The 23,511-nt window shown below is 67.2% G+C and carries 20 protein-coding genes and 3 tRNA genes; 14 read left to right on the top strand and 9 right to left on the bottom strand.

All coding sequences use genetic code 11. The annotated features are described in order from the left end of the window. Nucleotides 1-61 precede the first annotated feature (61 nt). Both ACZ7SW_RS05045 and ACZ7SW_RS05040 read left to right on the top strand, forming a co-directional pair. Entirely contained in the window at nucleotides 62-1,405 is a 1,344-nt protein-coding gene (locus ACZ7SW_RS05045; RefSeq protein WP_470229079.1) for a nucleobase:cation symporter-2 family protein, read from the top strand. A gap of 230 nt (nucleotides 1,406-1,635) precedes the next feature. Continuing rightward, on the top strand, nucleotides 1,636-3,054 hold the full coding sequence (locus tag ACZ7SW_RS05040; RefSeq protein ID WP_470229078.1) for a pyridoxal phosphate-dependent decarboxylase family protein: 1,419 nt from the start codon (nucleotides 1,636-1,638) through the stop codon (nucleotides 3,052-3,054). A gap of 380 nt (nucleotides 3,055-3,434) precedes the next feature. Here ACZ7SW_RS05040 and ACZ7SW_RS05035 read toward each other — a convergent pair whose 3' ends face one another. Then, entirely contained in the window at nucleotides 3,435-5,369 is a 1,935-nt protein-coding gene (locus ACZ7SW_RS05035) for an APC family permease (RefSeq protein ID WP_470229077.1), read from the bottom strand. Nucleotides 5,370-5,447: 78 nt separating this feature from the next. Between ACZ7SW_RS05035 and ACZ7SW_RS05030 the strand changes: the two genes are divergently transcribed. The 3 genes from ACZ7SW_RS05030 (at nucleotide 5,448) to ACZ7SW_RS05020 (ending at nucleotide 9,920) form a co-directional block, all read left to right on the top strand. Then, nucleotides 5,448-6,008 carry a hypothetical protein gene (locus ACZ7SW_RS05030; RefSeq protein WP_470229076.1) on the top strand — a complete coding sequence of 187 codons (561 nt, stop codon included), beginning with the start codon at nucleotides 5,448-5,450 and terminating at the stop codon, nucleotides 6,006-6,008. A 105-nt stretch (nucleotides 6,009-6,113) separates the two neighbouring features. Continuing rightward, the gene (locus ACZ7SW_RS05025; protein WP_470229075.1) at nucleotides 6,114-7,097 is read left to right on the top strand and encodes a rhomboid-like protein; all 984 of its coding nucleotides are present in this window, start codon (nucleotides 6,114-6,116) and stop codon (nucleotides 7,095-7,097) included. A gap of 117 nt (nucleotides 7,098-7,214) precedes the next feature. After that, a complete protein-coding gene (locus ACZ7SW_RS05020) occupies nucleotides 7,215-9,920 on the top strand; it encodes a sensor domain-containing protein (protein ID WP_470229074.1) in 2,706 nt (901 codons plus the stop codon). On the opposite strand, the gene ACZ7SW_RS05015 is transcribed toward ACZ7SW_RS05020, so the two are convergent. Next, nucleotides 9,914-10,714, bottom strand: coding sequence for an arylamine N-acetyltransferase family protein (locus ACZ7SW_RS05015; protein WP_470229073.1), 801 nt, complete (start codon nucleotides 10,712-10,714; stop codon nucleotides 9,914-9,916). The two genes, ACZ7SW_RS05020 and ACZ7SW_RS05015, sit on opposite strands and share 7 nt — an antisense overlap. Nucleotides 10,715-10,870: 156 nt before the next feature. Here ACZ7SW_RS05015 and ACZ7SW_RS05010 point away from each other — a divergent pair, with 156 nt between their 5' ends. After that, entirely contained in the window at nucleotides 10,871-11,704 is an 834-nt protein-coding gene (locus ACZ7SW_RS05010) for a serine protease (RefSeq protein ID WP_470229072.1), read from the top strand. Nucleotides 11,705-12,036: 332 nt separating this feature from the next. Here the strand turns inward: ACZ7SW_RS05010 and ACZ7SW_RS05005 are convergent, their stop codons facing one another. The 4 genes from ACZ7SW_RS05005 to ACZ7SW_RS04990 all read right to left on the bottom strand — a co-directional run bounded on the left by ACZ7SW_RS05005 (nucleotide 12,037) and on the right by ACZ7SW_RS04990 (nucleotide 14,437). After that, nucleotides 12,037-13,776: a glycoside hydrolase family 9 protein gene (locus ACZ7SW_RS05005; RefSeq protein WP_470229071.1), complete on the bottom strand. Its 1,740-nt coding sequence runs from the start codon at nucleotides 13,774-13,776 to the stop codon at nucleotides 12,037-12,039. Nucleotides 13,777-14,171: 395 nt separating this feature from the next. Beyond that, nucleotides 14,172-14,245: transfer RNA gene (locus tag ACZ7SW_RS05000), tRNA-Phe, on the bottom strand. Between the two features lie 31 nt (nucleotides 14,246-14,276). Next, a tRNA-Asp gene (locus tag ACZ7SW_RS04995) sits at nucleotides 14,277-14,350 on the bottom strand. Nucleotides 14,351-14,364: 14 nt separating this feature from the next. Continuing rightward, nucleotides 14,365-14,437: transfer RNA gene (locus ACZ7SW_RS04990), tRNA-Glu, on the bottom strand. A gap of 208 nt (nucleotides 14,438-14,645) precedes the next feature. On the opposite strand from ACZ7SW_RS04990, the gene ACZ7SW_RS04985 reads away from it, so the two are divergent. Continuing rightward, complete coding sequence (locus ACZ7SW_RS04985; protein ID WP_470229070.1) at nucleotides 14,646-14,777, top strand: hypothetical protein; 132 nt, start codon at nucleotides 14,646-14,648, stop codon at nucleotides 14,775-14,777. Between the two features lie 71 nt (nucleotides 14,778-14,848). Here ACZ7SW_RS04985 and ACZ7SW_RS04980 read toward each other — a convergent pair whose 3' ends face one another. After that, nucleotides 14,849-15,100 (bottom strand): hypothetical protein, encoded by a 252-nt coding sequence (locus tag ACZ7SW_RS04980; RefSeq protein WP_470229069.1) that lies wholly within the window; start codon nucleotides 15,098-15,100, stop codon nucleotides 14,849-14,851. Nucleotides 15,101-15,551: 451 nt separating this feature from the next. On the opposite strand from ACZ7SW_RS04980, the gene ACZ7SW_RS04975 reads away from it, so the two are divergent. Then, complete coding sequence (locus ACZ7SW_RS04975; RefSeq protein ID WP_470229068.1) at nucleotides 15,552-15,971, top strand: hypothetical protein; 420 nt, start codon at nucleotides 15,552-15,554, stop codon at nucleotides 15,969-15,971. Between the two features lie 1,413 nt (nucleotides 15,972-17,384). Here the strand turns inward: ACZ7SW_RS04975 and ACZ7SW_RS04970 are convergent. Beyond that, entirely contained in the window at nucleotides 17,385-17,588 is a 204-nt protein-coding gene (locus ACZ7SW_RS04970) for a cold-shock protein (protein WP_003097368.1), read from the bottom strand. Nucleotides 17,589-17,811: 223 nt separating this feature from the next. On the opposite strand from ACZ7SW_RS04970, the gene ACZ7SW_RS04965 reads away from it, so the two are divergent. The 5 genes from ACZ7SW_RS04965 to ACZ7SW_RS04945 all read left to right on the top strand — a co-directional run bounded on the left by ACZ7SW_RS04965 (nucleotide 17,812) and on the right by ACZ7SW_RS04945 (nucleotide 20,790). After that, entirely contained in the window at nucleotides 17,812-17,940 is a 129-nt protein-coding gene (locus tag ACZ7SW_RS04965) for a hypothetical protein (protein ID WP_470229067.1), read from the top strand. 107 nt (nucleotides 17,941-18,047) lie between these two features. After that, on the top strand, nucleotides 18,048-19,256 hold the full coding sequence (locus tag ACZ7SW_RS04960) for a L,D-transpeptidase (protein WP_470229066.1): 1,209 nt from the start codon (nucleotides 18,048-18,050) through the stop codon (nucleotides 19,254-19,256). Between the two features lie 166 nt (nucleotides 19,257-19,422). Then, complete coding sequence (locus tag ACZ7SW_RS04955; RefSeq protein ID WP_470229065.1) at nucleotides 19,423-19,731, top strand: hypothetical protein; 309 nt, start codon at nucleotides 19,423-19,425, stop codon at nucleotides 19,729-19,731. A gap of 7 nt (nucleotides 19,732-19,738) precedes the next feature. Further along, on the top strand, nucleotides 19,739-20,284 hold the full coding sequence (locus ACZ7SW_RS04950) for a SigE family RNA polymerase sigma factor (protein ID WP_470229064.1): 546 nt from the start codon (nucleotides 19,739-19,741) through the stop codon (nucleotides 20,282-20,284). Nucleotides 20,285-20,289: 5 nt separating this feature from the next. Continuing rightward, nucleotides 20,290-20,790, top strand: a complete 501-nt coding sequence (locus ACZ7SW_RS04945) for a hypothetical protein (protein WP_470229063.1) — start codon at nucleotides 20,290-20,292, stop codon at nucleotides 20,788-20,790. A 357-nt stretch (nucleotides 20,791-21,147) separates the two neighbouring features. On the opposite strand, the gene ACZ7SW_RS04940 is transcribed toward ACZ7SW_RS04945, so the two are convergent. Next, nucleotides 21,148-22,506: an MFS transporter gene (locus ACZ7SW_RS04940; RefSeq protein WP_470229062.1), complete on the bottom strand. Its 1,359-nt coding sequence runs from the start codon at nucleotides 22,504-22,506 to the stop codon at nucleotides 21,148-21,150. A gap of 204 nt (nucleotides 22,507-22,710) precedes the next feature. Between ACZ7SW_RS04940 and ACZ7SW_RS04935 the strand changes: the two genes are divergently transcribed. Beyond that, nucleotides 22,711-23,289 (top strand): PaaI family thioesterase, encoded by a 579-nt coding sequence (locus ACZ7SW_RS04935; RefSeq protein WP_470229061.1) that lies wholly within the window; start codon nucleotides 22,711-22,713, stop codon nucleotides 23,287-23,289. Nucleotides 23,290-23,511 lie beyond the last annotated feature (222 nt).

Genomic DNA, 23,511 nt, shown 5'->3' with positions numbered 1-23,511 from the left:
ACACACAAACCGGCGGTATGTGCGGTGATAATCCGGCGGGACCACAGCGAAGGAGCCGCTCATGACGAACGCCGCGCACCCGGTCGACCGGGGCCTTCCCGCCGGACGCCTGCTTCTGCTCGGGCTGCAGCACATGGCGATCATGTACACCGGTTGCATCGCCGTGCCGCTGGTCATCGGCAGCGCGCTGCACCTGGACAACGCGTCGATCGCGCTGCTGGTGAACGCCGACCTGTTCGTCGCCGGACTGGCCACTTTGGTCCAGTCGGTCGGCATCGGACGGCTGTTCGGCGTCCGGCTGCCGGTGGTCGCGGGCGCGACGTTCACCGTGGTCAACCCGATGATCCTGATCGCCGCGCAGTACGGCATCACCGCGGTGTACGGCGCGATGATCGCCTCCGGCGTCTTCGGCCTGCTGATCGCCCGGCCGTTCGCCGCGCTGATCCGGTTCTTCCCGCCGCTGGTGTCCGGGACGTTGCTGCTGGTCATCGGCATCTCGCTGCTCGGCCCCGGCACCGCGATGATCGGCGGGCACGACACCGGCGACCCGTCCTACGGCGATCCGGCGAACCTCGGGCTGGCGTTCGGCGTGATCGCGCTGGTGGTGCTGTTCACCCGGGTGCTGCGCGGGTTCCTCGGCCAGATCGGGCCGCTGGTCGCGCTGATCGCCGGCGTGCTGATCGCGATCCCGCTCGGCCGCACGCACTTCTCCGGCGTCGGCGACGCGAGCTGGTTCGGGCTGGCCTCGCCGTTCCACTTCGGAGCGCCGACGTTCCCGGTCGCCGCGGTGGTGTCGATGTGCGTGGTGATGCTGGTGTCGTTCACCGAAACCACCGCCGACCTGATCGCGGTCGGCGAGATCACCGGCCGTCCGGTCACCCCCGCCGACCTCTCTCGCGGCTTGGCGACCGACGGCTTGTCGGCGATCTTCGGCGGCTTCATGAACTCCTTCCCGGACACCGCGTTCGCGCAGAATGTCGGGCTGGTGCAGATGACCGGCGTGCGCAGCCGCTGGGTGGTCGCGACGACCGGCGGCATGCTGGTGGTGATGGGCCTGGTGCCGAAGATCGGCGCGTTCATCGCCGCGATCCCGGAGCCGGTCGTCGGCGGTGTCGCGGTGGTGATGTTCGCGATGGTCGGGGTGGTCGGCGTGCAGACGCTCAAGAAGGTCGACTTTTCCGGCAACCACAACGCTTTCGTCGCCTCAGTGGCACTCGGAGTCGGCCTGCTGCCCGCCTTCGGCCTCGACCGGTTCGGCAACTCGGTGTTCTTCCAGCACTTCCCCGCCTGGCTGCGCACGATCTGCGGCAGCCCGATCACCGTCGCCGCCGTGCTGGCCTTCGTACTGAACCTGCTGTTCAACCACCTCGGCCGGGCGCGGGAGGAAGAAGACCCGCTGCCGTAAGCAGCCGACCAAACCCCTTGTCCCCCAGCCTTTCCCCCGGTACCGCCGTTCGGCCGCAACCTCCGATCATGCCCGGTTGCCCCTCGTTTCCCAGGCCGTTCGGGCAGTCCTTTCCCCTCCGCATTCTGTCCAGCAGCCAGAAAGTCCCGCATCCCGCTTTCCGCCATTGCGCCGCAGATCCGGCCCATGGCACCTTGTGCCGGAAAAGACCTTCGAACAGAAGAGGGCGCATGGACGGCACCCCCCTCATTCTCAATGCCGCCGAACGAACCAGAGCGGCCGAGCTTTTGGCCCGGTTCACCGACAGCTACGAAAATTCACTCACTAGTCGCCCGATCGCCCCTGACGCGGACCGGGAAACCCTGGCCAAACTGCTAGCCGAACCGTTCCCGGAAGAAGGCCTTGGCGTAGAAGCATTCTTCTCCGACGTCGTAGACCGGATCGTGCCTTACACCACCACGATCGCACACCCGCGTTTCCTCGCCTACGTACAAGGCCCGCCGAACGGCATCGGAGCCTACGCCGAAGCGATCGCCGCGATACTGAACCAGAACTGCAACCTGTGGCAGATCTCCCCCGCTGCCAACGTGATCGAGCGCTCCGTCATCGACTGGCTAACCGGCCTCTTCGCCTTGGGCCCCTCCTCCGGAGGCCTCCTCACCAACGGCGGTTCCGGAGCCACCAAGGACGCGATCACCGCCGCCATCGCCGACCGCAGACCAGACTTCCGCGAGCGCGGCCTGCAGGAAAATCGCGCCCCGCTAGTGCTTTACACCTCCGACGAAGCACACCGCAGCGTGGTCAAAGCCGCCGCCCTCTTAGGAATCGGCTTGGCCAACGTCCGCACCATCCCCACCGACGACCATTTCCGACTGCGCGTCGACCTGCTAACCCAAGCAATCGCCGAAGACCGCGCCGCCGGAAAAGAACCGTTCTGCGTCGTAGCCACCGCAGGCACGGTAACCACCGGCTCGATAGACCCAATCGGCCCAATCGCCGATCTCTGCGCCGCAGAAGACCTCTGGCTACACGTAGACGGCGCATACGGCGCCCTGTTCGTACTGGCCGATTCAACCCGCGACGCGCTGATTCCGTTGTCCCGAGCGGACTCCATCACCCTGGACCCGCACAAGTTGCTCTTCGCCCCGCTTGAAGCAGGAGCCCTGCTAGTCAAAGACATGGCGAAACTACGCGCGGCCTTCGCCTTCTCCTCGTCGTCGTCCTACCTCACCGCGATCGACGACGCCCACCTGCTCGACTACATGGACCACGGACCGCAACTTTCCCGCAGCTTCAAGGCATTGAAGGTCTGGGCCGCACTGCGCACCTTCGGCGTAGGAGCGTTCCGAACAGTCACCGAACGCTGCCTAACCCTGGCCACCCGGCTAGGCTCGCACATCGCCGACGCACCCGGCTTAGAACTGATGAACCCGGTGACACTCACCGCAGTCTGCATCCGAATGCCCGGCCGCAACGCCGAAGCACACGCGGAACTCCTCACCACCCTGCACGAAGAAGGCACCGCAATGCTAGGCCCCGCAAGAGTTCGCGGCCAAGCCTGCGTCCGCGCCTGCATCACGAACCACCGCACCACCGAAGCCGACATCGACCTACTGGCAGAACGCCTAACCACCCTGGCAGCACTCTGACCGCCCCTGAGGGGAACCCTGAAGGAATCAGAGTCCCTGAGGGTTCCCCTCACGCCCTTCACGGACCACCCGACCAACCAGCACCCGCGAACCCAACTAGCCGCGCCCCCACCCACCAATCCGCAGCCCGCGCACCCAACCCACCAAGCACCCAAGCCACGCACCCCACCCCCAAACCGCAGCCCGCGCACCCAACCCACCAAGCACCCACACCACCCCCGCACCCCGATACGAAGCCAAAAACACGCGCGGAGGGGGCTTGTCAAGGCATCTTTCCCGCCTTGACAAGCCCCCTCCGCGCGTAGTCACAATCAACTTCGGGGTGCCCCCACGCAACCACCCAGGCGCAATGTCGCCGCCAGGCGACGAGCCCCCCAGACTCACCCCACATGCACCACCGGCCGCCGATGCGGATCCGGCTCCGCCCTCCGCAACACCTCCCGGGTAACCGGAGGCACATCCCCATCCCCAAAAAACAAATACCGCCCCAAAAACTTAAACGGATTCCCCTCCGTCCAAGCAAAGTAAATATGCGGCTGCATCCCAGTCTCGTCCCGCAAATACAACAACACCGCCGCAATAGCATTAGCAATAGACGGACTCTTCATCCGCAAAATCCGATACCCAGCCCGTTTCTCCCCATGCACCCGCAACGTAGTCTCAAAATCCGAAGCATCCGAAATAGTAACCTCAAGAAAGAACAACGCACTATCCCGAGGAATATGGTTGTCCTCCCGTGCCTCCTGCTCCTTCTCCCGATACTCAGCCTCATCCCGAGCATCCGGCTCATTAGCGATGATCCGAACCGCCCCCGACCGCACCGCCTTGTCCACGATCCGCTGCGCCGCCGCGTCAAACTCGACCTTCTCGACCCGCAACTCCAACGACCGGGTAGCCCGCGAGATCAACGAGGTCACCACAATCGCCCCGATAAAGAACCCCGCGATCTTCACCCCCTCCGGCCGCTCCACAATATTCGCCACGGTCGTGTACAAGAACACCACGGTAATCACAAGATAAGCCCAGAACGCCCGCTGCTTAAGCCGCCGAGCAGACAACGCGACCGCGACCGAAGCCGACGAAATCAACACCAGAACCCCAGTAGCGTACGCGCCACCCTGAGCCTCCACGTCAGCATCGAAGATCAACGTGATCACAAACGCGATCACCGAAACCACGATCACCAACGGCCGAGTAGCCCGAGCCCAATCCGGAGCCATCCCGTACCGCGGCAAGTACCGAGGCACGATATTCAACAAGCCGGCCATCGCCGAAGCCCCGGCAAACCACAAGATCGCGATCGTACTGGCGTCGTACACCGTGCCAAAGCCATCACCCAGGTAGCTATGCGCGAGATAAGCCAGCGCCCGCCCGTTAGCCTTGCCCCCGGACTGAAACTCCTGCTGCGGAATCAACACCGCGGTAGCAAAACTGGACGTGATCAAAAACGCGCTCATGATCAACGCCGCGGTAAGCAGCAACCGCCGAGTGTTCCGGATCCGCCCCACCGGGTCAGCCTCCGTGTCCCCGCTGGCCCCTCGGACCAGCGGCATCACCGAAACCCCGGTCTCAAACCCAGACAGCCCCAGCGCGAGCTTCGGAAACACCACCAACGCGACCCCGACCATCAACCAAGGATTGGGATGCTCGCTGACCAGCAAATTCTGCCAGTCGACAATAAGCTGCGGCGCCCCGAAAACATGCGCCAACGCGGTAACCACCACCACGACGTTCAACGCGAGATAAATCCCGACCAGCACCACCGCGACGCCGATCGCCTCGGCGAACCCCTTGAGAAACACCGCCCCCAGCAACGCGATGAGCACCAACGTGATCCACACCTGACCGCCATGCAGCGCAGCCGGAACAAACGGATTCTCAATAACGTGCGCAGTAGCGTCAGCGGCGGACAGCGTGACCGTGATGACGAAGTCAGTAGCAGCAAACCCAAGCAGCGCGAGCACTAACAACTTGCCGCCCCACCGAGACAGCAGCTTCTCCAGCATCGCGATCGACCCCTGGCCGTGCGGACTTTCCCGCGCGACCCGCCGATAGATCGGCAGCGCCCCGGCAAGAGTGAGCACCACCAGCACCACAGTGGCCAACGGCGACAACACGCCAGCGGCGAGCGCGGCGATGCCCGGCTGATATCCGAGCGTCGAGAAGTAGTCGACGCCGGTCAAGCACATGACCTTCCACCACGGCTGTTCGGCCTTTTTGGTCTCCCGTTTGCCACCGGTCATCTGCTGGGCGCGCTTGTGCTCGCCTTCGAGAAGCCAGGCACGCAGCTTTGTATTCGGCACGCGGCCGATCATGCCGGGTTCCGCCCCGTCGCGCGGACCACGCTCAGCGGACGCTCAGGGTTTCCCCGGCACTTAAGTCAGAGACAAATAATGTTCAGGACACACGGCGGCTCATGGCTGCTCGGCGACGACGGCTGGCTCGAACTCGACGGACCGGACGGACTCGACGACGACTGGGTCGGCACGGTCGGACCCGTGGTCTCCGGCCGCGCGCTGGACGACGGACGCGCCGGAGCGGAGTCAGCGGGATGGGCCGGGGCGCTGTGCTCGCCGAGCGGGTTGACGTTCGCCTTGCTCGAAGGGGCGTCCCCGACGCCGACCGTGCCCTCTTCGGTTTCCTGGCCGGTGGGCGTCGGCGGGTTGGTCTCGTCGACGCCGCCCGCGCCGCCGGTACGGTCCGGCATCTCGATCACGCGCATCTCGGTGATCCGGGCAGCCCCGTCGCTCGCCGTGGTCCCGTACGAGACGAGCATCGCCGCCGCCCCGCAGCCGACAATCACCGCGAGCATCACCGAAACCATGCGCCACCTGGACCGGGACGGCGGCGGAATCCGTCGTTCGTGTCCTTCGCGCACCAACAGCTCGGCGACCGAAACCTCGTCGTTCACCAGCGAGACCTTTCACCAGGAGTGGCCTATTCCTACCAAATGAGGCCACCGAACGGGTGACAAAGAGCGAAACCTTCTACCCAGGGTGCTCACTCTAGCGGGTGTGAATCACAGCGCATTCACAGCTGCTCTTGGCCAAAATCCCAGCATGCCCAGCCACTCTGGACGGATGTCGCTGCGCCAGCCGGATCCGGCACCCCGCCCGGCGCGCAGTGCTGCCACCACGGGAACTCCCCGGAAGTGGCGGTCCTTGACGTCGCCGCGCGGGCAGGCTCCGGGCTCCGTCCGGCAGGAAGGGACCACCGACGTTCTCGAACCGGCCGCGACCGCGGCCATGACCCGGGCAGGCGGAACCCAGTTGGCCGACCTCATCGGATCCCCGCGGCCGACGGCGACGGCTGTGCTGGCCGAGAACGACCCCGCCGCCAGCTCGCTCGAGCTCGTCCAGCCCGCCTCCTGGCTTCCCTTCCTGGCCCTCCCCGCGACCTGGCGGCCGAAGCGGGCCTGGCTCAGCCTTCTCCCCAGCCCGCGGTCCACGCCGTTCACCTTCGGCTACCTCGTCCTCCTCCTCGGCACCTCGCTGCTCATCCGTTTCGCCAGCCCCAAGATCACCGACAAACTCCTCGCCGTCTCCAGCACCGACGCGCACAACATGGCGCGCCACCCCCTCACCGCACTCCTGACCAGCGCGTTCTGGATCGCCGACGGCGGCTGGCTGCCGTACGCGGTGATCTTCGCGATCGCCGTCGCCCCGTTCGAACGGCGATTCGGCGGGCTCCGGACGGCTCTGGTCTTCTTCAGCGGGCACGTGCTCGCCACGATCGCCACCGAACTTCCGGTCATGGCCTTGATCCACACCGACGTCCTGCCGCGTTCCGCGGGCCGCTGGCTCGACATCGGGGTCAGCTACGGCTTCCTCACCACCGCCGGCGTGCTCGTCGCGCTGCTGCGCGGACGGGCCAGGATCGCCGGGATCGTGGCCCTTGAGCTATTCGTTATCGGCGTCTATGTGACCGACGATCCGGCCAGTCTCGCCTCCGTCGTGACCGTCCTCGGACATGCCTGTGCGGCCCACTTCGGCCTGCTCGTGTGGGGTCCGCGACTGCGCAGCGTGCCCCGCGTCGCCCGATAGCACCCACCGTCGGCGTCCGGACGAGTGATGCAAGCGGCTCCCCGTGCGGATATACACAGGCTTCACTCGGTGGTGTAATCGACGGGCCATACGCCGACAAGGGGGATCGGAAGCACCATGGAGGCTGACGCCCTGGCCGGTGAACCGGGTGGAATCACCCGGCGCGCCCAGCTCGCGGGCCTGCGGCCGGACGCCGGCGCGGGGGTCCTGTTCTCCCTGCATGCCTCCGAACCGGCGACCCTCACCTGGCTGCCCGGCCTCGACGCCGTCCTCGGCCTCCCCGGCGCGACCGGCAAGGAGCTGTGCGACCGGCTCACCGAGCTGCTGCGCCCGCTCACCGCGAACCTCCGCCGCACCCCGCCCGGCCGCGATTTCGAACTCGAACAGCCGCAGGACGGCGCCGACGGGACCCCTCGCCGCATCCGGCTGCGCGCGCGGACCGTCGGCGAAGAGGACCACACGACCGGTCTGCTCGGCGTTGCCTCGGCGGTCGCGGAAACCGCGCCGGAGAAGTCCGATCTCGCGGAGCTGTCCGACCGCTACCGACTGCTGATGGAGCAGAGCCCGGACGCGATCTGCGTGCATTCGGGCGGCGTCGTCACCTACGCCAACCAGGCCGCGCTCGACCTGTTCGCGGCACGGGCGGCACACGAGGTCGTCAGTCACGAGTTCGGGGACTTCGTGGCCGCCGAATCCGCGCAGCTGCTTGAGGATCCCAGCGCGGAACCGCGCGAAGCGGTACTGAAACGGTTGGACGGGAGCAAATTCGTGGCGGAAACCGTTTCGGTGCGCACCAGCGACTCGAACCCGCCGTCGTTCCAAGTGGTGATTCGCGACAGCACCGTCAAGCACGCCGCCGCGGCCGCCGTTCGCGCGCAAGAAGCGCTGGTCACGCACGTCAGCGACGCCATCGTCACGATCACCGCCGAAGGTATCGTCACCGGTTGGAACCCGGCCGCCGAGACCGTCTACGGCTGGCCCGCCTCGGAAGCGCTCGGCAGACGGGTGCACGAGGTGCTCGGCATCGACCCGGACCCGGCCGCGATCCGCGACGGCGTCGCCGCGCAGACCCACCGCGGCCGGGACGGTTCGCCGCGGCAGGTCCGGGTGTCCGCGACCGAGACCGTCGACGGCTTCCTCCTCGTCTGCACCGACGAAACCGCACGTCGCCGCGCCGAACAGCACTACGCGACGGTCGTGGCCGCACTCGACGAGGGCGTGCTGGTGGTCGGCCCGACCGGGCTGATCCAGTCGGCGAACCCGTCCGCCTGCCGCATCCTCGGCGTCCCGGAGGCGGAGCTGCTCAACGTGCCGTGCACGAAGCTCGTGCTTTTCGACGAGGACGGCAACCGGATCCCGGACGACAAGCTGCCGTCCATGCACACGCGCCGCACCGGGAGCACGCACAACGGCCTGGTGGTCCGCCTGCGCCGACCCGACGGCCGCGACGTGTGGGTGTCGCTGACCTCCCGGCTGCTCGATTCGGACGATCCGAACGGCGCCTCGGTGGTCACCTCCTTCACCGACATCACCGAACGGCGCGCGATCAGCGCCCGGCTGGCCCACGAGGCGACCCACGACCCGCTGACCCGGCTCGCCAACCGCACCCTGGTGCTGGACCGGCTCGACCGTCGCGACGGCGCCGAGCCGGCCGCCGTGCTGTTCCTCGACCTGGACAAGTTCAAGCTGATCAACGATTCCCTCGGCCACCCGGTCGGCGACCAGGTGCTGCGCATCGCAGGCGAACGCCTGCGCCGGGCCACCGGCCCCGACGACGTCGTGGGCAGGCTGGGCGGCGACGAGTTCGTGGTGGTCACGTCCGCGACGACCGGACAGGCGCAGGTCGGTGTGTTCGCCGCACACCTGCGTTCCGTGCTGGCGGAGCCGGTTTCCGTGCACGGCAGGCAGCTGCATCTGGACGCGAGCATGGGCATCGTGCTCGTCGAACCGGACGACCGCCGCAGCGCGGAGGATTTGCTGCGCGACGCGGATGTCGCGATGTACCAAGCGAAATCCCGCGGCCGAGGCCGGTTCGAGTTCTTCGACGTCGCGCTCCGGGAACGCATGCAGCGTCGGCTGCGGATGGAACAGGACCTCCGCGACGCTGTCCACAGTGGACAGCTGTGGCCCGCCTACCAGCCAGTGGTCGACCTGCGCACCGGCCAAATGGTCGGCGTCGAGGCGTTGCTGCGCTGGACCCACCCGAAACACGGCGCGATCTCGCCCGCGGAATTCATCCCGCTGGCCGAGGAAAGCGAACTGATCAACGTGCTGGGCAAGTACGTCCTGCGCGACACCACGCGGGAACTGGCCGCCCTGCGCACCGGACGGGGCCTCGATCTCAGCCTGAAAGTGAACCTTTCCGTGCGGCAGCTGGACGACCCGCATCTGGTTCCGGCGGTCCGCGACGCACTGGCCACCACCGGCCTGCCGCCCGGCTCGTTGACGTTGGAAGTCACCGAAAGCGCACTCATGCGCGATACGTCCGCGGCCGCGGAAGTGTTGTCCGCCTTGCGTTCTCTCGGGGTTTTGCTGGCCATCGACGACTTCGGCACTGGCTATTCTTCGCTGGCCCAGCTGCGTCGCCTGACGCTGGACACCCTCAAAATCGACCGCTCGTTCATCACCGGAATCGCCGACTCCCGCGACGCCGCCGCGATCGTCACGAGCATCATCGCGATGGCGCACGCGGTGGATCTGACGGTGGTCGCGGAAGGTGTCGAAACCGCGGAAGAGCTGGCGCTGCTGCGGGAACTCGGCTGCGACCAGGCCCAGGGCTACCACCTCGGCCGGCCGCTAGCCGCCTCGGAGCTGTTTCAGTAAGTCTCGAGCACAGCCGCCAGCTCGTCCTCGGTGAGGAAGACGTCGAGGTCCTCCAGCGTCTTGCCGAGCTCGACCGGTTCGATCGTGCGCGTCTCGACCGTGCCGTCCGGGCGGCCCTCCTGGTAGTCGCGGCCGAGCAGCCGGCGGAACCGTCCTGGCTCAAGCCGCATCACCACGATGCGCCCGGTGAACGGCGACTTCGGATGCGTGGACGTGTAGTGGTGGAACACCTGGTAGTCGATCGGGCGGCTGCTCACCAGCGGAAGCACCTCGTGCAGGTCTTCCCAGCCGTCGCCGTCCTGCTTCTGCAGCACCCACCAGCCCTCGCGCAGGGTCATCCGGTGCGTCCACCCGGCCTGGTCCACCTCGGCCCCGTCGATCAGCGGCATCGGCAGCAGAATCCCCGCGCCGAACCCGACGTCCACCAGAAACTGTTGCCCCTCAACGGTAATCACCAGCGTCATATGGGTGTACGGCCCGCTCTTGCGCGGCTGCACCCGCGCGACCGTGCGCTGCACCTCGTACCCGAGCTGCTCGGCGATGGCCGCGAACAGTCCGGCCTGCTCGTAGCAATACCCGCCGCGCCGCCGTCCGACGAGCTTCTCGCTGACGACGTCCAGCTCGATCCCGCGGTGCGCGCCAAGCACCACATCGATGTTCTCGAACGGGATCGCCTCGACGTGCGCCTGCGCCAACCGCCCCAGCGCCGCTACGGACGGTTTCTCCCGCCGCTGCCCCACGCGCGCGAGGTAAGCGTCGACGTCTGCTGCTTCGATGTTCCATTCCCCAGCCATGCGCTCAGTGTGCAACCTCCAGCTAGCTCTAGGTCAATAGTCACCCACGGTCACAACGGTTGTGACTGGAACCACTCTCTGGTGTGATGTAGCCCCGATGCCTACCGGTCAGTAGCACACGTCCGAGTGAGTGCTGGCCTTCTCGAAGGGAGCCCGATGAAGACCCCTCGACCACTGGCCCGGGCCAGTGCGCTGACGGCGCTGGCGACCGCCGCCGCATTGCTGCCCGCGACCGCGTGGGCAGCGGCCCCGACCTGGGCCCCGGCCGACACCGCCGCCGTGCATCCCGGGGTGCAGACGCACACCAACGGAGCGCAATGCACCTCGAACTTCGTATACAGCAACGGAACGGACGTGTTCCTCGGGCAGGCCGCACACTGCTCCGGCACCGGCGGCTCGACCGAAACGAACGGCTGCTCCGCCGGTTCGCTCCCGATCGGCACTCCCGTCTCGATCACCGGGGCGAGCAAGCCGGGGACCCTGGTCTACAACTCGTGGCTGACCATGCAATCCCGCCACGAAGCGGACGCGAACACGTGCCAGTACAACGATCTCGCGCTCGTGAAGGTCGACCCGGCGGACGTGTCCAAAGTGAACCCCAGCCTGCCGTTCTGGGGCGGCCCGACCGGCGTGAACACCACCGGCACGAAGCAACTCGGCACGGTGCTGAGCTACGGAAACTCCGAACTACGCGGCGGAATCACCCAACTGTCCCCCAAACAGGGCACCAGCCTAGGCGACACCGGCAGCGGCTGGAGCCACACGGTACTCACCGTGACCCCCGGCATCCCCGGCGATTCCGGCAGCGGCTTCCTAGACCGCGACGGCAATGCGCTCGGGGTGCTCAGCACGCTGAACCTGCTGCCACAGCCAGGAACGAACGGCGTCGGCGACCTTTCGCGTGAGCTGGCGTACGCCAGTGCGCACGGTGGGCTCGGAACGGTGCAGCTTGTTCCTGGGACGGCTAAGTTTCGTGGGCCGTTGATCTAGCGTTTGGGTCTGGCGGCTAGCTGGCTTCTCGGTCGTGCCCGGCACGGTTCGGTTCGTGCCGGGCACGGCACCGCTCCCGCCAGGCCGACCCCGCTCCCGCCAGGCCGACTCCGTTCCCGCCAGGCACGGCTTCGTTCCTGCCCTGCCCGGCGAGACTCCGTTCCTGACCAGCAGGCTCCGTTCCCGCCCAGCACAACCAAGCCGAACCAGCCGCCCGCGAAAGGATCCCAGCGAAACTTCCCGCGAGCACCCTTCATCGACGTCACCAGACCAGGCATCCACACCACAGCACCACGGGAACCCGCCAATCACCCGCCGCTCCGGGACCTGGCTCAGTCCCCCACCGCGACCGCGTACAGGTACCAAGTCGAGTGCGGCAGCCACTGTTCATCCCACCGCCAGTCGTCGTCCTTTCCGGTGACCACGTAACCGCGATCCCACGCGATCCCGCTGCCATCCTCGTTCAAGCCAGTGATGCCGTTGACAATCCCGCCCGCCGTCGGCAGGAACTGCCACGACCCGAGCCAGCTGTACTGCGGGTTGCCGCGGCCGCTCCCGTCGAGCATGCACACGCCGTACGGATTGCTGCCGCAGATCCAGTTCAGCTGATCCGCCGCGTACGACCGCAGCCGACCCGCGAACTCGCCGGAAAACCGTTGCGCGGCAAGGCGAGCCGCGGTCGCCAGCGACGCGATCCGCGCGTTCTCGCCCTGCCACCACTGATCTTTCACACGCGGCGTGACGTTGTGCGGGAAGAAAAATGAGCTGTACCTCTTACCCTCTCCATCTTGCACAAGATTCCGCGCATACCCAAACGGGTTAGACACCTCGGAAGTCACCGCAAGCTCGAACTCCAGCGACCGCCGAACCACCTTCAGCACCTCAGAAACCGTTGCCGCATCGGCGATCTCGGCGTACGCGAGCAGGCTGATCACCGGCAGCCCAGCGTCCGAGGGATGGAAGTACGGCCGGTCACCGTCGTCCGCGCGCCAGTAATCTCGGTAGGACTTCCAGGAAACCAAGCGCCGCAACAGATTATGCGCCCGGCGATCCGCCGCCTCGCGGTACGCTGGCTTCTTGGTCACCTGATACAACTCGACCGCCGCCAGCAACGCACCGTAGTCGTCCTGGATGTTTTCCTTGCCGTCATTGGTCATTTCGACGTTGTGGTGCTCGAGGAAGTCGAACGCCGCTTCCGCCGTCGCCAGATACTCCTCGTGGGAGTAGTCGCCCGACGCGTCCAGCGTGGTCGCCGCGGCCAGCGCCGCGATCGCGACCCCGCCGCCTTCGCGGTAATTCACCTGAACGGGCTCGCCGTCGCCGTTCGCCAGGACGTACCGCAGCTTCGGGTCTTTCGGCGGCCCAGGCTGGATAACCGAGGTGACGAACGTGCCGTCCGCAAGCTTCACCCGGCGCAGGTAGTCGGCGCCGAACAGCGCTTCGTCGGCCAGCCAGGTTCGCAACTGGGTGAAGTTGGGGTCACCGCGCGCAGTGAGCCGCTGGTACGCCTTGGCCAGCACCCAGGCGGTGAGCGGGATCTGCAGAGTGTTGAAGTAACTGCGGTCCGACAGCTGCGTGAAGTGCTTGCCGAAGTCGCCGGTCGCGTCGTACCAGCCGCCGTGCGCGTCCATGACCTGCGTGCCCTTGGAGCCGATCGGCGCTTCGCGGTCCTTGCGATCGAACCGGTCCGAGCTACGGGTGCCCTTGAAGTAGTGCACGACATGGGAAAGCGTGTAGCGCTCAAGCACCAGCTGATCGATACGGAACGGCTGCGACCGCCCATCGGCGGCGAGTAGGACGTACTCGCCTTCGGTCTTCAGCGCGGAAAAGTCCGCGGTCCAGTAATGCCGGTCGTCCCACCCCGGAACCTGAGCCGCAGGCCGCAGGCTCCCGGTGAAGACGACCTTCCCGGTGGCGGCCTCGACGACGGTGAACCTCGGAATCGCCCGCGGGGACTCGACCGCGAGCACTGCCCGCTTGGGCGCACCGGGCGCGTAACCGACGTTGTTCACGTAAACCGCCACCCCGGGCTGAGCCTCGACGCCCGCCGCCTCAGCTCCCAACGGAGTCATCGCCCCCACTCCCACCGCCGCCGACCCGGCCAGAAAACTGCGCCGCCCCACATCTCCCGGCATTCTCGACCTCCAGTGGTCCAGACCTTTGAGATGTTATTGAGGCTAGGGAGCGATCCGGAGGTTTGACAAGACTGCTTCCGAATGGCAAATCCGGGCAGAACCGGTGCTTCGTGGGGCCCCAACTGAGCACTGCGGCTCCAGGGCCAAGCCGCCTGTGACGCGAAGTGCCACGACGGCAAGCCGTGCCACCCACCTGCGGCGACCCGGCAGGAGAACCTCGCGCGACAACTCGACAGCCCTTCGGGATCGCCCGTGGAGCCGCAGCCAAGAAGGCCGAAAAACGAAACAGCCCCCATCCGAGTGGATGAGGGCTTCTTTCGCAGGTAACCGCGTGGCCAGGGCCGGGGTCGAACCGGCGACCTTCCGCTTTTCAGGCGGACGCTCGTACCAACTGAGCTACCTGGCCGGGAACGCCGGCTAGCAGCCGAACGATCTTGCGACCCTGACGGGACTCGAACCCGCGACCTTCGCCGTGACAGGGCGACGCGCTAACCAACTGCGCCACAGGGCCTTACTGGTACTGCGTACTCCCAACGGGATTCGAACCCGCGTTGCCGCCTTGAAAGGGCGGAGTCCTAGGCCACTGAACGATGGGAGCCCGGTCGGTTTCGGTGTACCGACCGACCGCGCTCTCAGGTGTTCCCCTGGGAGCGATTACAAGCATAGGGCACGTTCCGGGGGCTTTGCACCGGGGGTTCCTTAAGCGGTCAGCGAGCCTCCGACCTGCGACAACGTCCACGTCGACACCCCCACCGCCCCGCATGGCGCCGATCGGCCAGCCAGAAGCCACTCCGGACGATCGGTGTGTGCCAGGCCACTCTACGCAGGAGACGATCCCGAACACCGCGAATCCGGACCCGCCCGACCCGCGCTTCCCGGCCATCGAGACACGAGTTCGCACCAAGACCGGCAGGCACGACGACTCGACCCACGCCTGAGCCGAGCCCGCAGAAGCCGCCAGGCCAACCACGCGCCAACTCATGCCGCGCGCACTGACAAGCGGCCCGGGTCAGCGCTGTACGGGTGCCTGGCCGTCGTCACCCGGACTCAGCCCGAGCATCTCCAGCAACTGCGCACAGTCCTCCACGTCGAGCGCACCGGCCGCGACGGCCAGGCGAGCTCGGCGGACCTGGTCGTCGGAGACCCGTTGCCCTTCCGAAGGCCCGCGCTGCGCCGGCACTCCGCCGGACAGTGACGTGCTTCCCCCGTCGGCACCTTCGTACCGAAGGAGGAACTGACGAACTTCGACCGATCCGCTCATGGCCCCTCCATGCGGTTCGCAACAACTGGCCGCGAGGCTAACCAGCGGCGAGCGGCACCGGCAGCCCCCCGGAGAGTGAACCTGTGAACACTCTCCGAAGCTTCCCTGGTAAAGCATTCCAAGATCGCGCAGAACGATTTCTCTCGGCTTCCCCTCGCCGATCCCCGGAACTCGTGCAACAATCGGTGTTGCTGACACACCCCCGGTCAGCGCCTGTGGAGATCCCCTCCGACCCCCGCGTTCCTCCCCCTGGCGCGGGGGTCTCTCCATTTCTGCACACCGGCGCTGACCTGTGGATCTACTCTCCGTACTCCTGATCAACAGACAGTCGCGAAATGCGTTTACCGACTGGGCTGAACAGGTGATCGAATTGGGCCGGCCGAGCACAGAAATGCGTGTGTCGTGGCTCACAGTGGTTTGTTTGCCGAGACCGAACCGTTATCGTGTCGGAGTGCCTCTTCCCTCCCTCGGCCGCCTCAGCAGCCGCACGAATCTCAAAGCCGTCTCGAGCGGGCGGCATCGCAATGCCGCCAAGGCCGCCGGCGACGAAGTCGTCGAGGACAAGGAGCTCACCAGCTACCTCGCCGCGCTCGCCCCGGACTCCGACCCGGAGAGCACCGGAACCGGCAGCCGCTTCGGCGACGCGCAGGTCTACCAGCTGCGCATGAACCTCATCGCCAGCCAGCAGCTCAAGGACATCGCCGTCGCCAAGAACCTGACCCCGCAGGCCCTGGCGCAGGAATGGATCCTGGAGCGCCTCTCGTGGGAGGGCCAGGCAGCCTCCGCCCAGGAGCGCCGCCACTCCGACGCGATGACCGACGAGTTCCACTTCCCGGCGGAGACGTTCGAACAGCCCCTAGTCGGACGCTGATCCCGCCCCCAGAACGAAAACCCCCGGCTTCCCCCGACGGCCGGGGGTTTTCCCTTTTCCGGGGTCGCCGAACGGCCGGGGTCCCGGTGGGCGGGACACTCCCGGATTCTCCTTCCGACGGCTTGGCTGCGGGCCGCGGCGGACGGCTCGGCTGAGTTCGCCCGCGGATGGGCAGGGTGCGGCTGGCGGGCGGGGCGCGGTGCCCCCAGGGGGGAGCCAGCACAGCGGCCCGACCTGACAGCCGTGGGGTAGTCCGGCAGCGCCGCGCGGTGGAGACGCGATATGCGGGGCTCCGCGGCGGTGCTTCATGCGGGGCACCGCGGCGATGCTTCGGCGGCACAGCGCGGCAGGGCATGGCGGCGGTGCGCTGGACAAGGCGCGCGCCAGGTCGCTCCGCGGCGAGAACCGCGATCACCGCCGACGGCGAGACCTCGGCCGCCAACTCCGGCCAGCCCGGGCAGCCGACTCGCGCCTCAACTCGGGCTGCCTCCGGCGAACCAACTTCGACCGCAGACTCCGGGCAGCCAAAGCGCGCAATCAACCTCGGCGCCAACTCGCGCAGCCAGTTCGCGACCGGACTCCGGCAGCCATTCCGGCCGCCGACTCACGCAACCGACTCCAGTCGCCAATTCAGGCCGCCAACTCTCGCGGCCAACTCCGGACGCCACCTCGCGCGGCCAACCTATGCAGCCAACTTGAGCAACCGACTCGCGCAGCCGACTCGGGCCGCCGATCCCAGCGACCAGCTCGGCCGCCAACGCCAGCAACCGACTTCGCCCACCGACTCGCGCAGCCAACTCCAGCAGCCAGCTCCGGCCGCCCACTCGCGCAGCCAACACCAGCAACCAGCTCCGCCCACTGACTCGCGCAGCCGACTCCGGCAACCGGATCCCACCAACTCGCGCAGCCACGCCGGTAACCAGCTCCGGCCGCCGACTCCGCCGACCGACCAAGGCCCTCAGCCCAGCCGCCAACCCCGGTAACCCGCCCAACCAACCCGCCCCAGCCGCCCGGACGTAACCGCCCCGCCGCCACTCGATCGAGTCAGACCAGCCGCACCCACCCACAGTCGAGCAACCAACCGATCCGGCGTCGCCCGTCCGTGCTCAGCTCCGCCGAAATCCGCCCGCACCGAACCCGCCGGACCAGCCCCAAGCCGCACTCCACGGACCCCCGGCAGACCCGCCAACCGGCCCGAACCCGAGCAAGCTGTGGCGCATCCCACTCGCCACCCCGACCAGCGCGGAACCCAAGACCCCAACCGAACCGCCAACCCCGACCCCAGCCCAGGATCAACCGCGATAACCACCGTCGCAAACATTCCCCACAACGGAACTCGCAATGAAAAAAGGCCCCGACGGGAAATCCCGTCGGGGCCCTTCTTTCAGGCCTGAGAAAACGCGCGGGCCTGACTCAGATCGCGCGGACCTTCTGGGCCTGCGGGCCCTTCTGCCCCTGGCCGACCTCGAACTCCACTCGCTGGTTCTCCTCAAGGGTGCGGAAGCCGCGTCCCTCGATCTCCGAGTAGTGCACGAATACGTCGCCTTCGCCGCCGTCCTGCGCGATGAAGCCGAAGCCCTTCTCCGCGTTGAACCACTTCACAGTGCCTTGCGCCACCGCTGTACTCCTCGTAACAGATCCGCTTCGAATGCCACCGAAACGGCACCCAGGCCGTCCCGGGCGGTTCCAACGAGACGAGCGAAGAGCACTTCGGCCCCACGGCTCGCGTCAGAAGTTCCGCGAGTGTGAAGCCACGAACACGCAAAACGACGGCCTGGTCAGCAGCCTACCGGGATCTCACCAAATCTGAACCCCGTTGATCGCAAGGATCGGTTCCATCGTGCACGCATCACCGGAACGTCGTATCGCCGCCTACGCACCGCTGTCGGACCCCGCGGCTACTCTGATCCAGTACACCCAGCGCACTTCGGTGATGCACAGTGCGCGGTCGATCGAACCGCTTCCGTAATGGTCACTCGGTGCAATGTGACGCTGGTCACCCCTTTTCCGGTGAACGTGACGGCTGGTCGGGACGTCTGGGTGTTCGGGGTACTTAAGGGGAGATTGGGGATCGGTGTGACAATCCGACACTTCGCACGCCGCCGGGCCGGCGTCGCGGTGCTGGGCTTGGTCGCCGCGCTCACGCTCGGGGCGTGCAGCGGCGGCGGGTCGAGCGTGAACGCGGGCGGGACCGCGGGCGGCGGGCCTACCGAGGCGCCGGCCACGCCAGCGAAAGCGGCGGCCGTGGCGATCACGCCGGCTTCCGGGGCGGGCGACGTGGCACCGGGCGAACCGGCGAAGGTGACCGTCGCCAACGGCACCATCGGAGCCGTCACGCTCACCAACGCCGACGGCAAACAGGTGCAGGGACAACCGTCCCCGGACAAGAAGAGCTGGAGCAGCACCGAAGACCTCGGCTACGGCAAGACCTACACCTGGTCCGGCCAGGCCACCGGCGAGGACGGCAAGCAGGTCCAGATCAACGGCTCGTTCACCACGGTCAAGCCGCGCAGGCAGATGCAGGGCAGCCTGAACGTCGGCGACGGGCAGACCTACGGCATCGCGATGCCGATCGCGCTCACGTTCCCGAGCGCGGTCAAGGACAAGGCCTCCGTCGAGCGCGCGCTGTCGGTGGAAACCACGCCGAAGACCGAGGGCGCCTGGGCGTGGCTCAACGGCGACACTTCGGTGCACTGGCGGCCGAAGGAGTACTTCAAGCCGAACACCAAGGTCGTCGTCTCGGCCAACATCTACGGCGTTTCGATGGGCGACGGCGTCTACGGCAAGCAGGACGTCTCCGCGAGCTTCACCATCGGCCGCTCGCAGATCGTCAAGGGCAACACCCAGGAACACACCATGCAGGTCGTCCGCGACGGCCAGCAGGTCATGGACTTCCCGGTGAGCTACGGCCTCGACTCCGACCCGGGCCGCGTCACGCACAGCGGCACGCACGTGGTGATGTCGAGGCACGCGACGTACTCGATGAGCAACCCGCGCTACAACTACACCGACGTGAACGTGCCGTGGGCGGTCCGGATCTCCAACAACGGCGAGTTCATCCACGGTCTCGCGGGGTCGATCTGGGCGCAGGGCAAGAAGAACATCTCGCACGGCTGCCTCAACCTGTCGCCGGCGAACGCGAAGATCTACTTCGACAGCGTCCTTCCCGGCGACCCGGTGGAGATCTCCGGCAGCACCCAGCAGCTGGGCGCGAAGGACGGCGACTACAGCGACTGGACCTACGACTGGGCGGCGTGGACCAAGCTGTCGGCCCTGTCCGCGTAACCGAAACCGCACCAGCACCACCGGACGGCCGGGAGCTCTCGAACGCTCCCGGCCGTTCGCCTGTCCCGGCGGGAAAAGAAAAACGCGATGCAACCCCGGCGACCGCCGACCGCATGACTAGAGCAGACAAGCGCCACCCGGCGCTCGTGGAACCAGGAGGAAACTCGTGCGTGTTCGCTTCGCTCTCGCCATCGGTTCGCTGCTGCTCGCCGGAGGCGCGCTGACCGGCGGCGCGGTCGCTTTCGCCGCGGACGCCCCGCCGTCGGCGCAGCCGGCCCCGACGAAGACCACCCCGGCCGAGCGGCCCACCGCCGCCCCGGCCCCTGCGCCCACGGACCGGCAGACCACCGCCGCCCCGGGCGCGCCGCGGGTCGCCACTCCGGGCGTGCCGCCGAAGGCCGCCGGCAAGCGCGTCCCGACCGCCGTGCCCGCGGGCCCGACCGGCGACCTGCACCTGCCCTCGGTCTGGGGCTGATCGTCCGGTGCCCTCCCGCTCCAGTCCGGCGTCCGGGCAGAGCTCGCCGTGGGACGGCGAGTTCGCCCGGTACTTCGGCGAGCGCGCGCACAGCCTGCGGTCCACCGCCTATCTCCTCTGCGGGGATTGGCACCGGGCCGAGGATCTCGCACAGGCGGCGCTGCTCAAGCTGTACCTCGCCTGGCCGCGGCTGGCCCGGCACGACGCGCTCGACGCTTACGCGCGCAAAATCGTGCTGCGCACTTTCCTCGCGGAAAACCGCCGCAGCCGCTGGAAACGGGAGCGGCTCACCGACGCACCACCCGACGTCCCGGCTCCTGCCGCCGAGACTGAGCACGACCAGCTGATCCAGCAGGCACTCGCCGCGCTGGCCCCGCGCCAGCGCGCGGTGCTGGTGCTGCGGTACTTCGAGGACCTGTCCGTCGAGGAGACCGCCGCGGCGCTCGGCTGCCGGACCGGCACCGTGAAAAGCCAGGCCGCGCGCGGTCTGGCCACCCTGCGGACCCGGCTGGGCCCGCATTTCGAGGCACTGCCCGTCCCTGGAGGGAGGTGAACGAGATGGTCTCCGATGATGCCGAAGACACCGAAGCCGTGCGCGCCTTGTTCGCGCAGACGCCGGACGGCCCGCCGATGCGGGTCGACGCCGCGGACGTGATCGTGCGCGGTGCCGCGGTGCGGCGTAAGCGCAAGCGCTGGGCGGTCGCGGGCAGCTCCGCCGCGACGGTCGCGGTGCTCGTGGTGGCCGGTCTCGCGGTGGGCAGCCGCGGGACCGAGCAGCCGCCGGTCATGCCTGCCGGGCCGGGACTCGCCACCGTCTCGCCCGCCCCGTCCACTCCGGACGGGCCGACAAAGGATCCGGCGCAGGTCTCCACGCCCGGTCCGGAGGTGAGCCCAGGCTCGCCGGACAAGGAACCGCCGACGGAGCCGACCGGCAAGCGGGTGGGACCGTCGCGGCCGGCGCCACCGCCGCGGGCGAATCCGACCACAAGCGTCCAGACCCCCGCGTCCATGCGTTCACCTGCGGGAAGCACGTCGTTACCCAGGTCGACCTCCCGCTGAAACGCGTTCGCGGCAAGAGTGGCGGACGTCACCGGATCAAGTGGGTTTTCGACGAAATATCCCGGGCTTTCGGGGCGATGTTCTCAGTGGCGGCCGGAGCGGCCGTCGAACCAGTCGCTCAGCCGGCACGACATTGGCCGGCCCGAGAACCTGAGGAGGAAGCACCATGGTGCTCGTTGCACTGATGATCGAAACCGTTGTTGCCGTCGTGGTCGCCGGTGGCCTGGCAGCTTGGGCCCGCAAGCGCTTCACTCCGCGGGTGATCGAGGCGACGCGGAACAGCTGACCTGACAAAGAAAACCGCCCTCTGTCCTTAATGGACGGAGGGCGGTTTTCGGTATCAGCCTCAGCGAGTGCTCATTTGCTGGCTCCGGCCAGCTTCCCGCCGTTGTCCGCGGTGTCGATCTGCTCGATCGGCACCTGGGACGTCTCCGGGATCTTGATGATCGGGACCAGCGCGATGAGCGCGGCGATGATCAAGTAGTACGCCGGCCAGTCCGCGTTGCCGGTGCCGTCGATCAACGCCGTGACGATCACGCCGCAGGTGCCGCCGAACAGCGACGTCGAGATGTTGTACCCGATGGCGAACGAGCCGTAGCGCACGCGCGTCGGGAACATCGCCGGGAACGTCGAGCCGATGACCGCCAGCATCAGCGCCAGCAGGATCGCCACGACCAGGAAGCCGATGATCAGCCACAGCAGGCTGCCGCTCTGCATCAGCTTGATGCTGGGCCAGCTCAGCACGATGAACCCGATCGCCGCGGTGAGCAGCAGGGGTTTCCGGCCGATCCGGTCGGACAGCGCACCGAGTGGAATCAGCAGCGCGAACTGCACGATCTCCACCCCGATGATGATCAAGCTGGACTCGGTGTCGCCGATGTGCAGGGTGTTGGTGAAGTACGTCGGCATCGTCGTGAGCAGCATGTAGTCGGCGATATTCAGCAGCAGCACGATCCCGATCAGGTTCAGGATCATCCGCCAGTTGCGCTGGATGGTCTCCTTGAGCGGAGCCTTCTCCGCCTTCTCGCCCGCCGCCTCGAGCCTGCGGAACTCCGGCGTGTCCTCGAGCTTCGACCGCAGGTACAGCCCGATCGCACCGATCGGAAGCGCGATGAAGAACGGAATCCGCCAGCCCCACGAGTTGAACTGCTCGGTCGACAGGGACAGCGACGTGATCAGCACGGTCGCGTTGCCCAGCACGTAACCGGCGAGCGTGCCCATCTCCAGGAACGAACCGAAGAAACCGCGCCGTTTCGTCGGCGCGTATTCCGCGATGAACGTCGCCGCGCCGCCGTACTCGCCACCGGTCGAGAAGCCCTGGATGAGCCGCAGCAACAAGATCGCGATCGGCGCCGCGATACCCATGCTGTAACCGCCTGAATACGTCGGCAGCACGCCGACCAGGAAGGTGCAGCCGGACATCAGCAGAATGGTGAGCGCGAGAACCTTCTGCCTGCCGAGCTTGTCCCCCAATGGGCCGAAGAACGCCCCGCCGAACGGCCGTACGATGAAGCCGACGGCCAGCAGGGCAAGCGATTTCAGCACCGCGTTGCCCTCGCCGGGGAAGAACAGTGTTCCGATACTGGTCGCGATCGCGCCCGAGGTGAATACGCCGTAGTCGTACCACTCGGTCGCGTTCCCCATCGCGGACGCGATCACCGCGCGTTTGACTGTTCTCTGATCGACCTCGGGTTTCCCCGTCTTTGGCTCACTCATCCCGGCGGTGACCTCCTCCTGCACACGTCCCGGTCCATCCGTTGGAGCACATTTCCCCAGTCTTGACCCCTTGACGTGAGCTGGCAGGGTGAGTCGCGAAATTTCTACCGTGCGGAATTTTCCGACTACCCTGCGCTCAGGAAATGCGGCCGCGCCGGTCAGGGCGGGTGCCGAGGGGTCCTTCCGCCGGGTTAACGTCGTCCCATGAGTCCTGTTTCCGGCCCGTGGCCGCCAGTGCCGGTGGAGCCGCCGGAGATCCACCCGAAAGCCCCCGTGCCCGGCACCGAACTAGGCGCCCACTTCGCCGAATGCTTCGGCTGCGGCGACGAGGTAGACGACGGCTTGCATCTGAAGTCAGCCATCGGCGAGGGCTACAAGGTGCACTCGAAGTTCACCGTGACCGCCGCACACCAAGGCGCCCCCGGCCTGGCCCACGGCGGCCTGCTGGCCTGCGCCTTCGACGAGGCCCTCGGCTCGACGGTAGGCAACCTGCTGCACCGCCCCGCGGTAACGGGCAAACTAGAGACGGACTTCCGCCGCCCAGTACCAGTCGGCTCCACGCTGTACATCGAGGCCCGCCTGGACGGAGTCGCCGGCCGCAAGATCTACGTAAGCGCAGACGGCCACCTAGACGCCGCAGACGGCCCGGTGGCAGTGAACGCCCGCGCAGTGTTCATCGCAGTGGGCTTCGAACACTTCAGCACCCACGGCGACCCACAAGCACTGGAGAAGCTCGCCGAACAACACCGCCGCAACAAACGCGAGTGGGACATCAACCCCTAACCAGCAATGGGGAACCCCGCACAGCCCCAGATTCCGTCAAGGTTCCCCCCTCACGCCCAGCCAAAGCCCGACCAACCGCACCAACGCACCCACCGAACCATGCACCCACACCACCCCCGCACCCCGATACGAAGCCAAAAACGCGGCGCGGGGGGGGGTTTTTGGGGAGGCTTTTCTTACTTGGGAGGACCCCCCAGGAGGGAGGGAAAGCAAAGTTTTGGG

The sequence above is a fragment of the Amycolatopsis sp. NPDC114484 genome, from assembly GCF_055633755.1.
The sequence above is the reverse complement of the archived record's forward strand: the minus strand, read 5'-3'. Positions and strand labels throughout refer to the sequence as shown.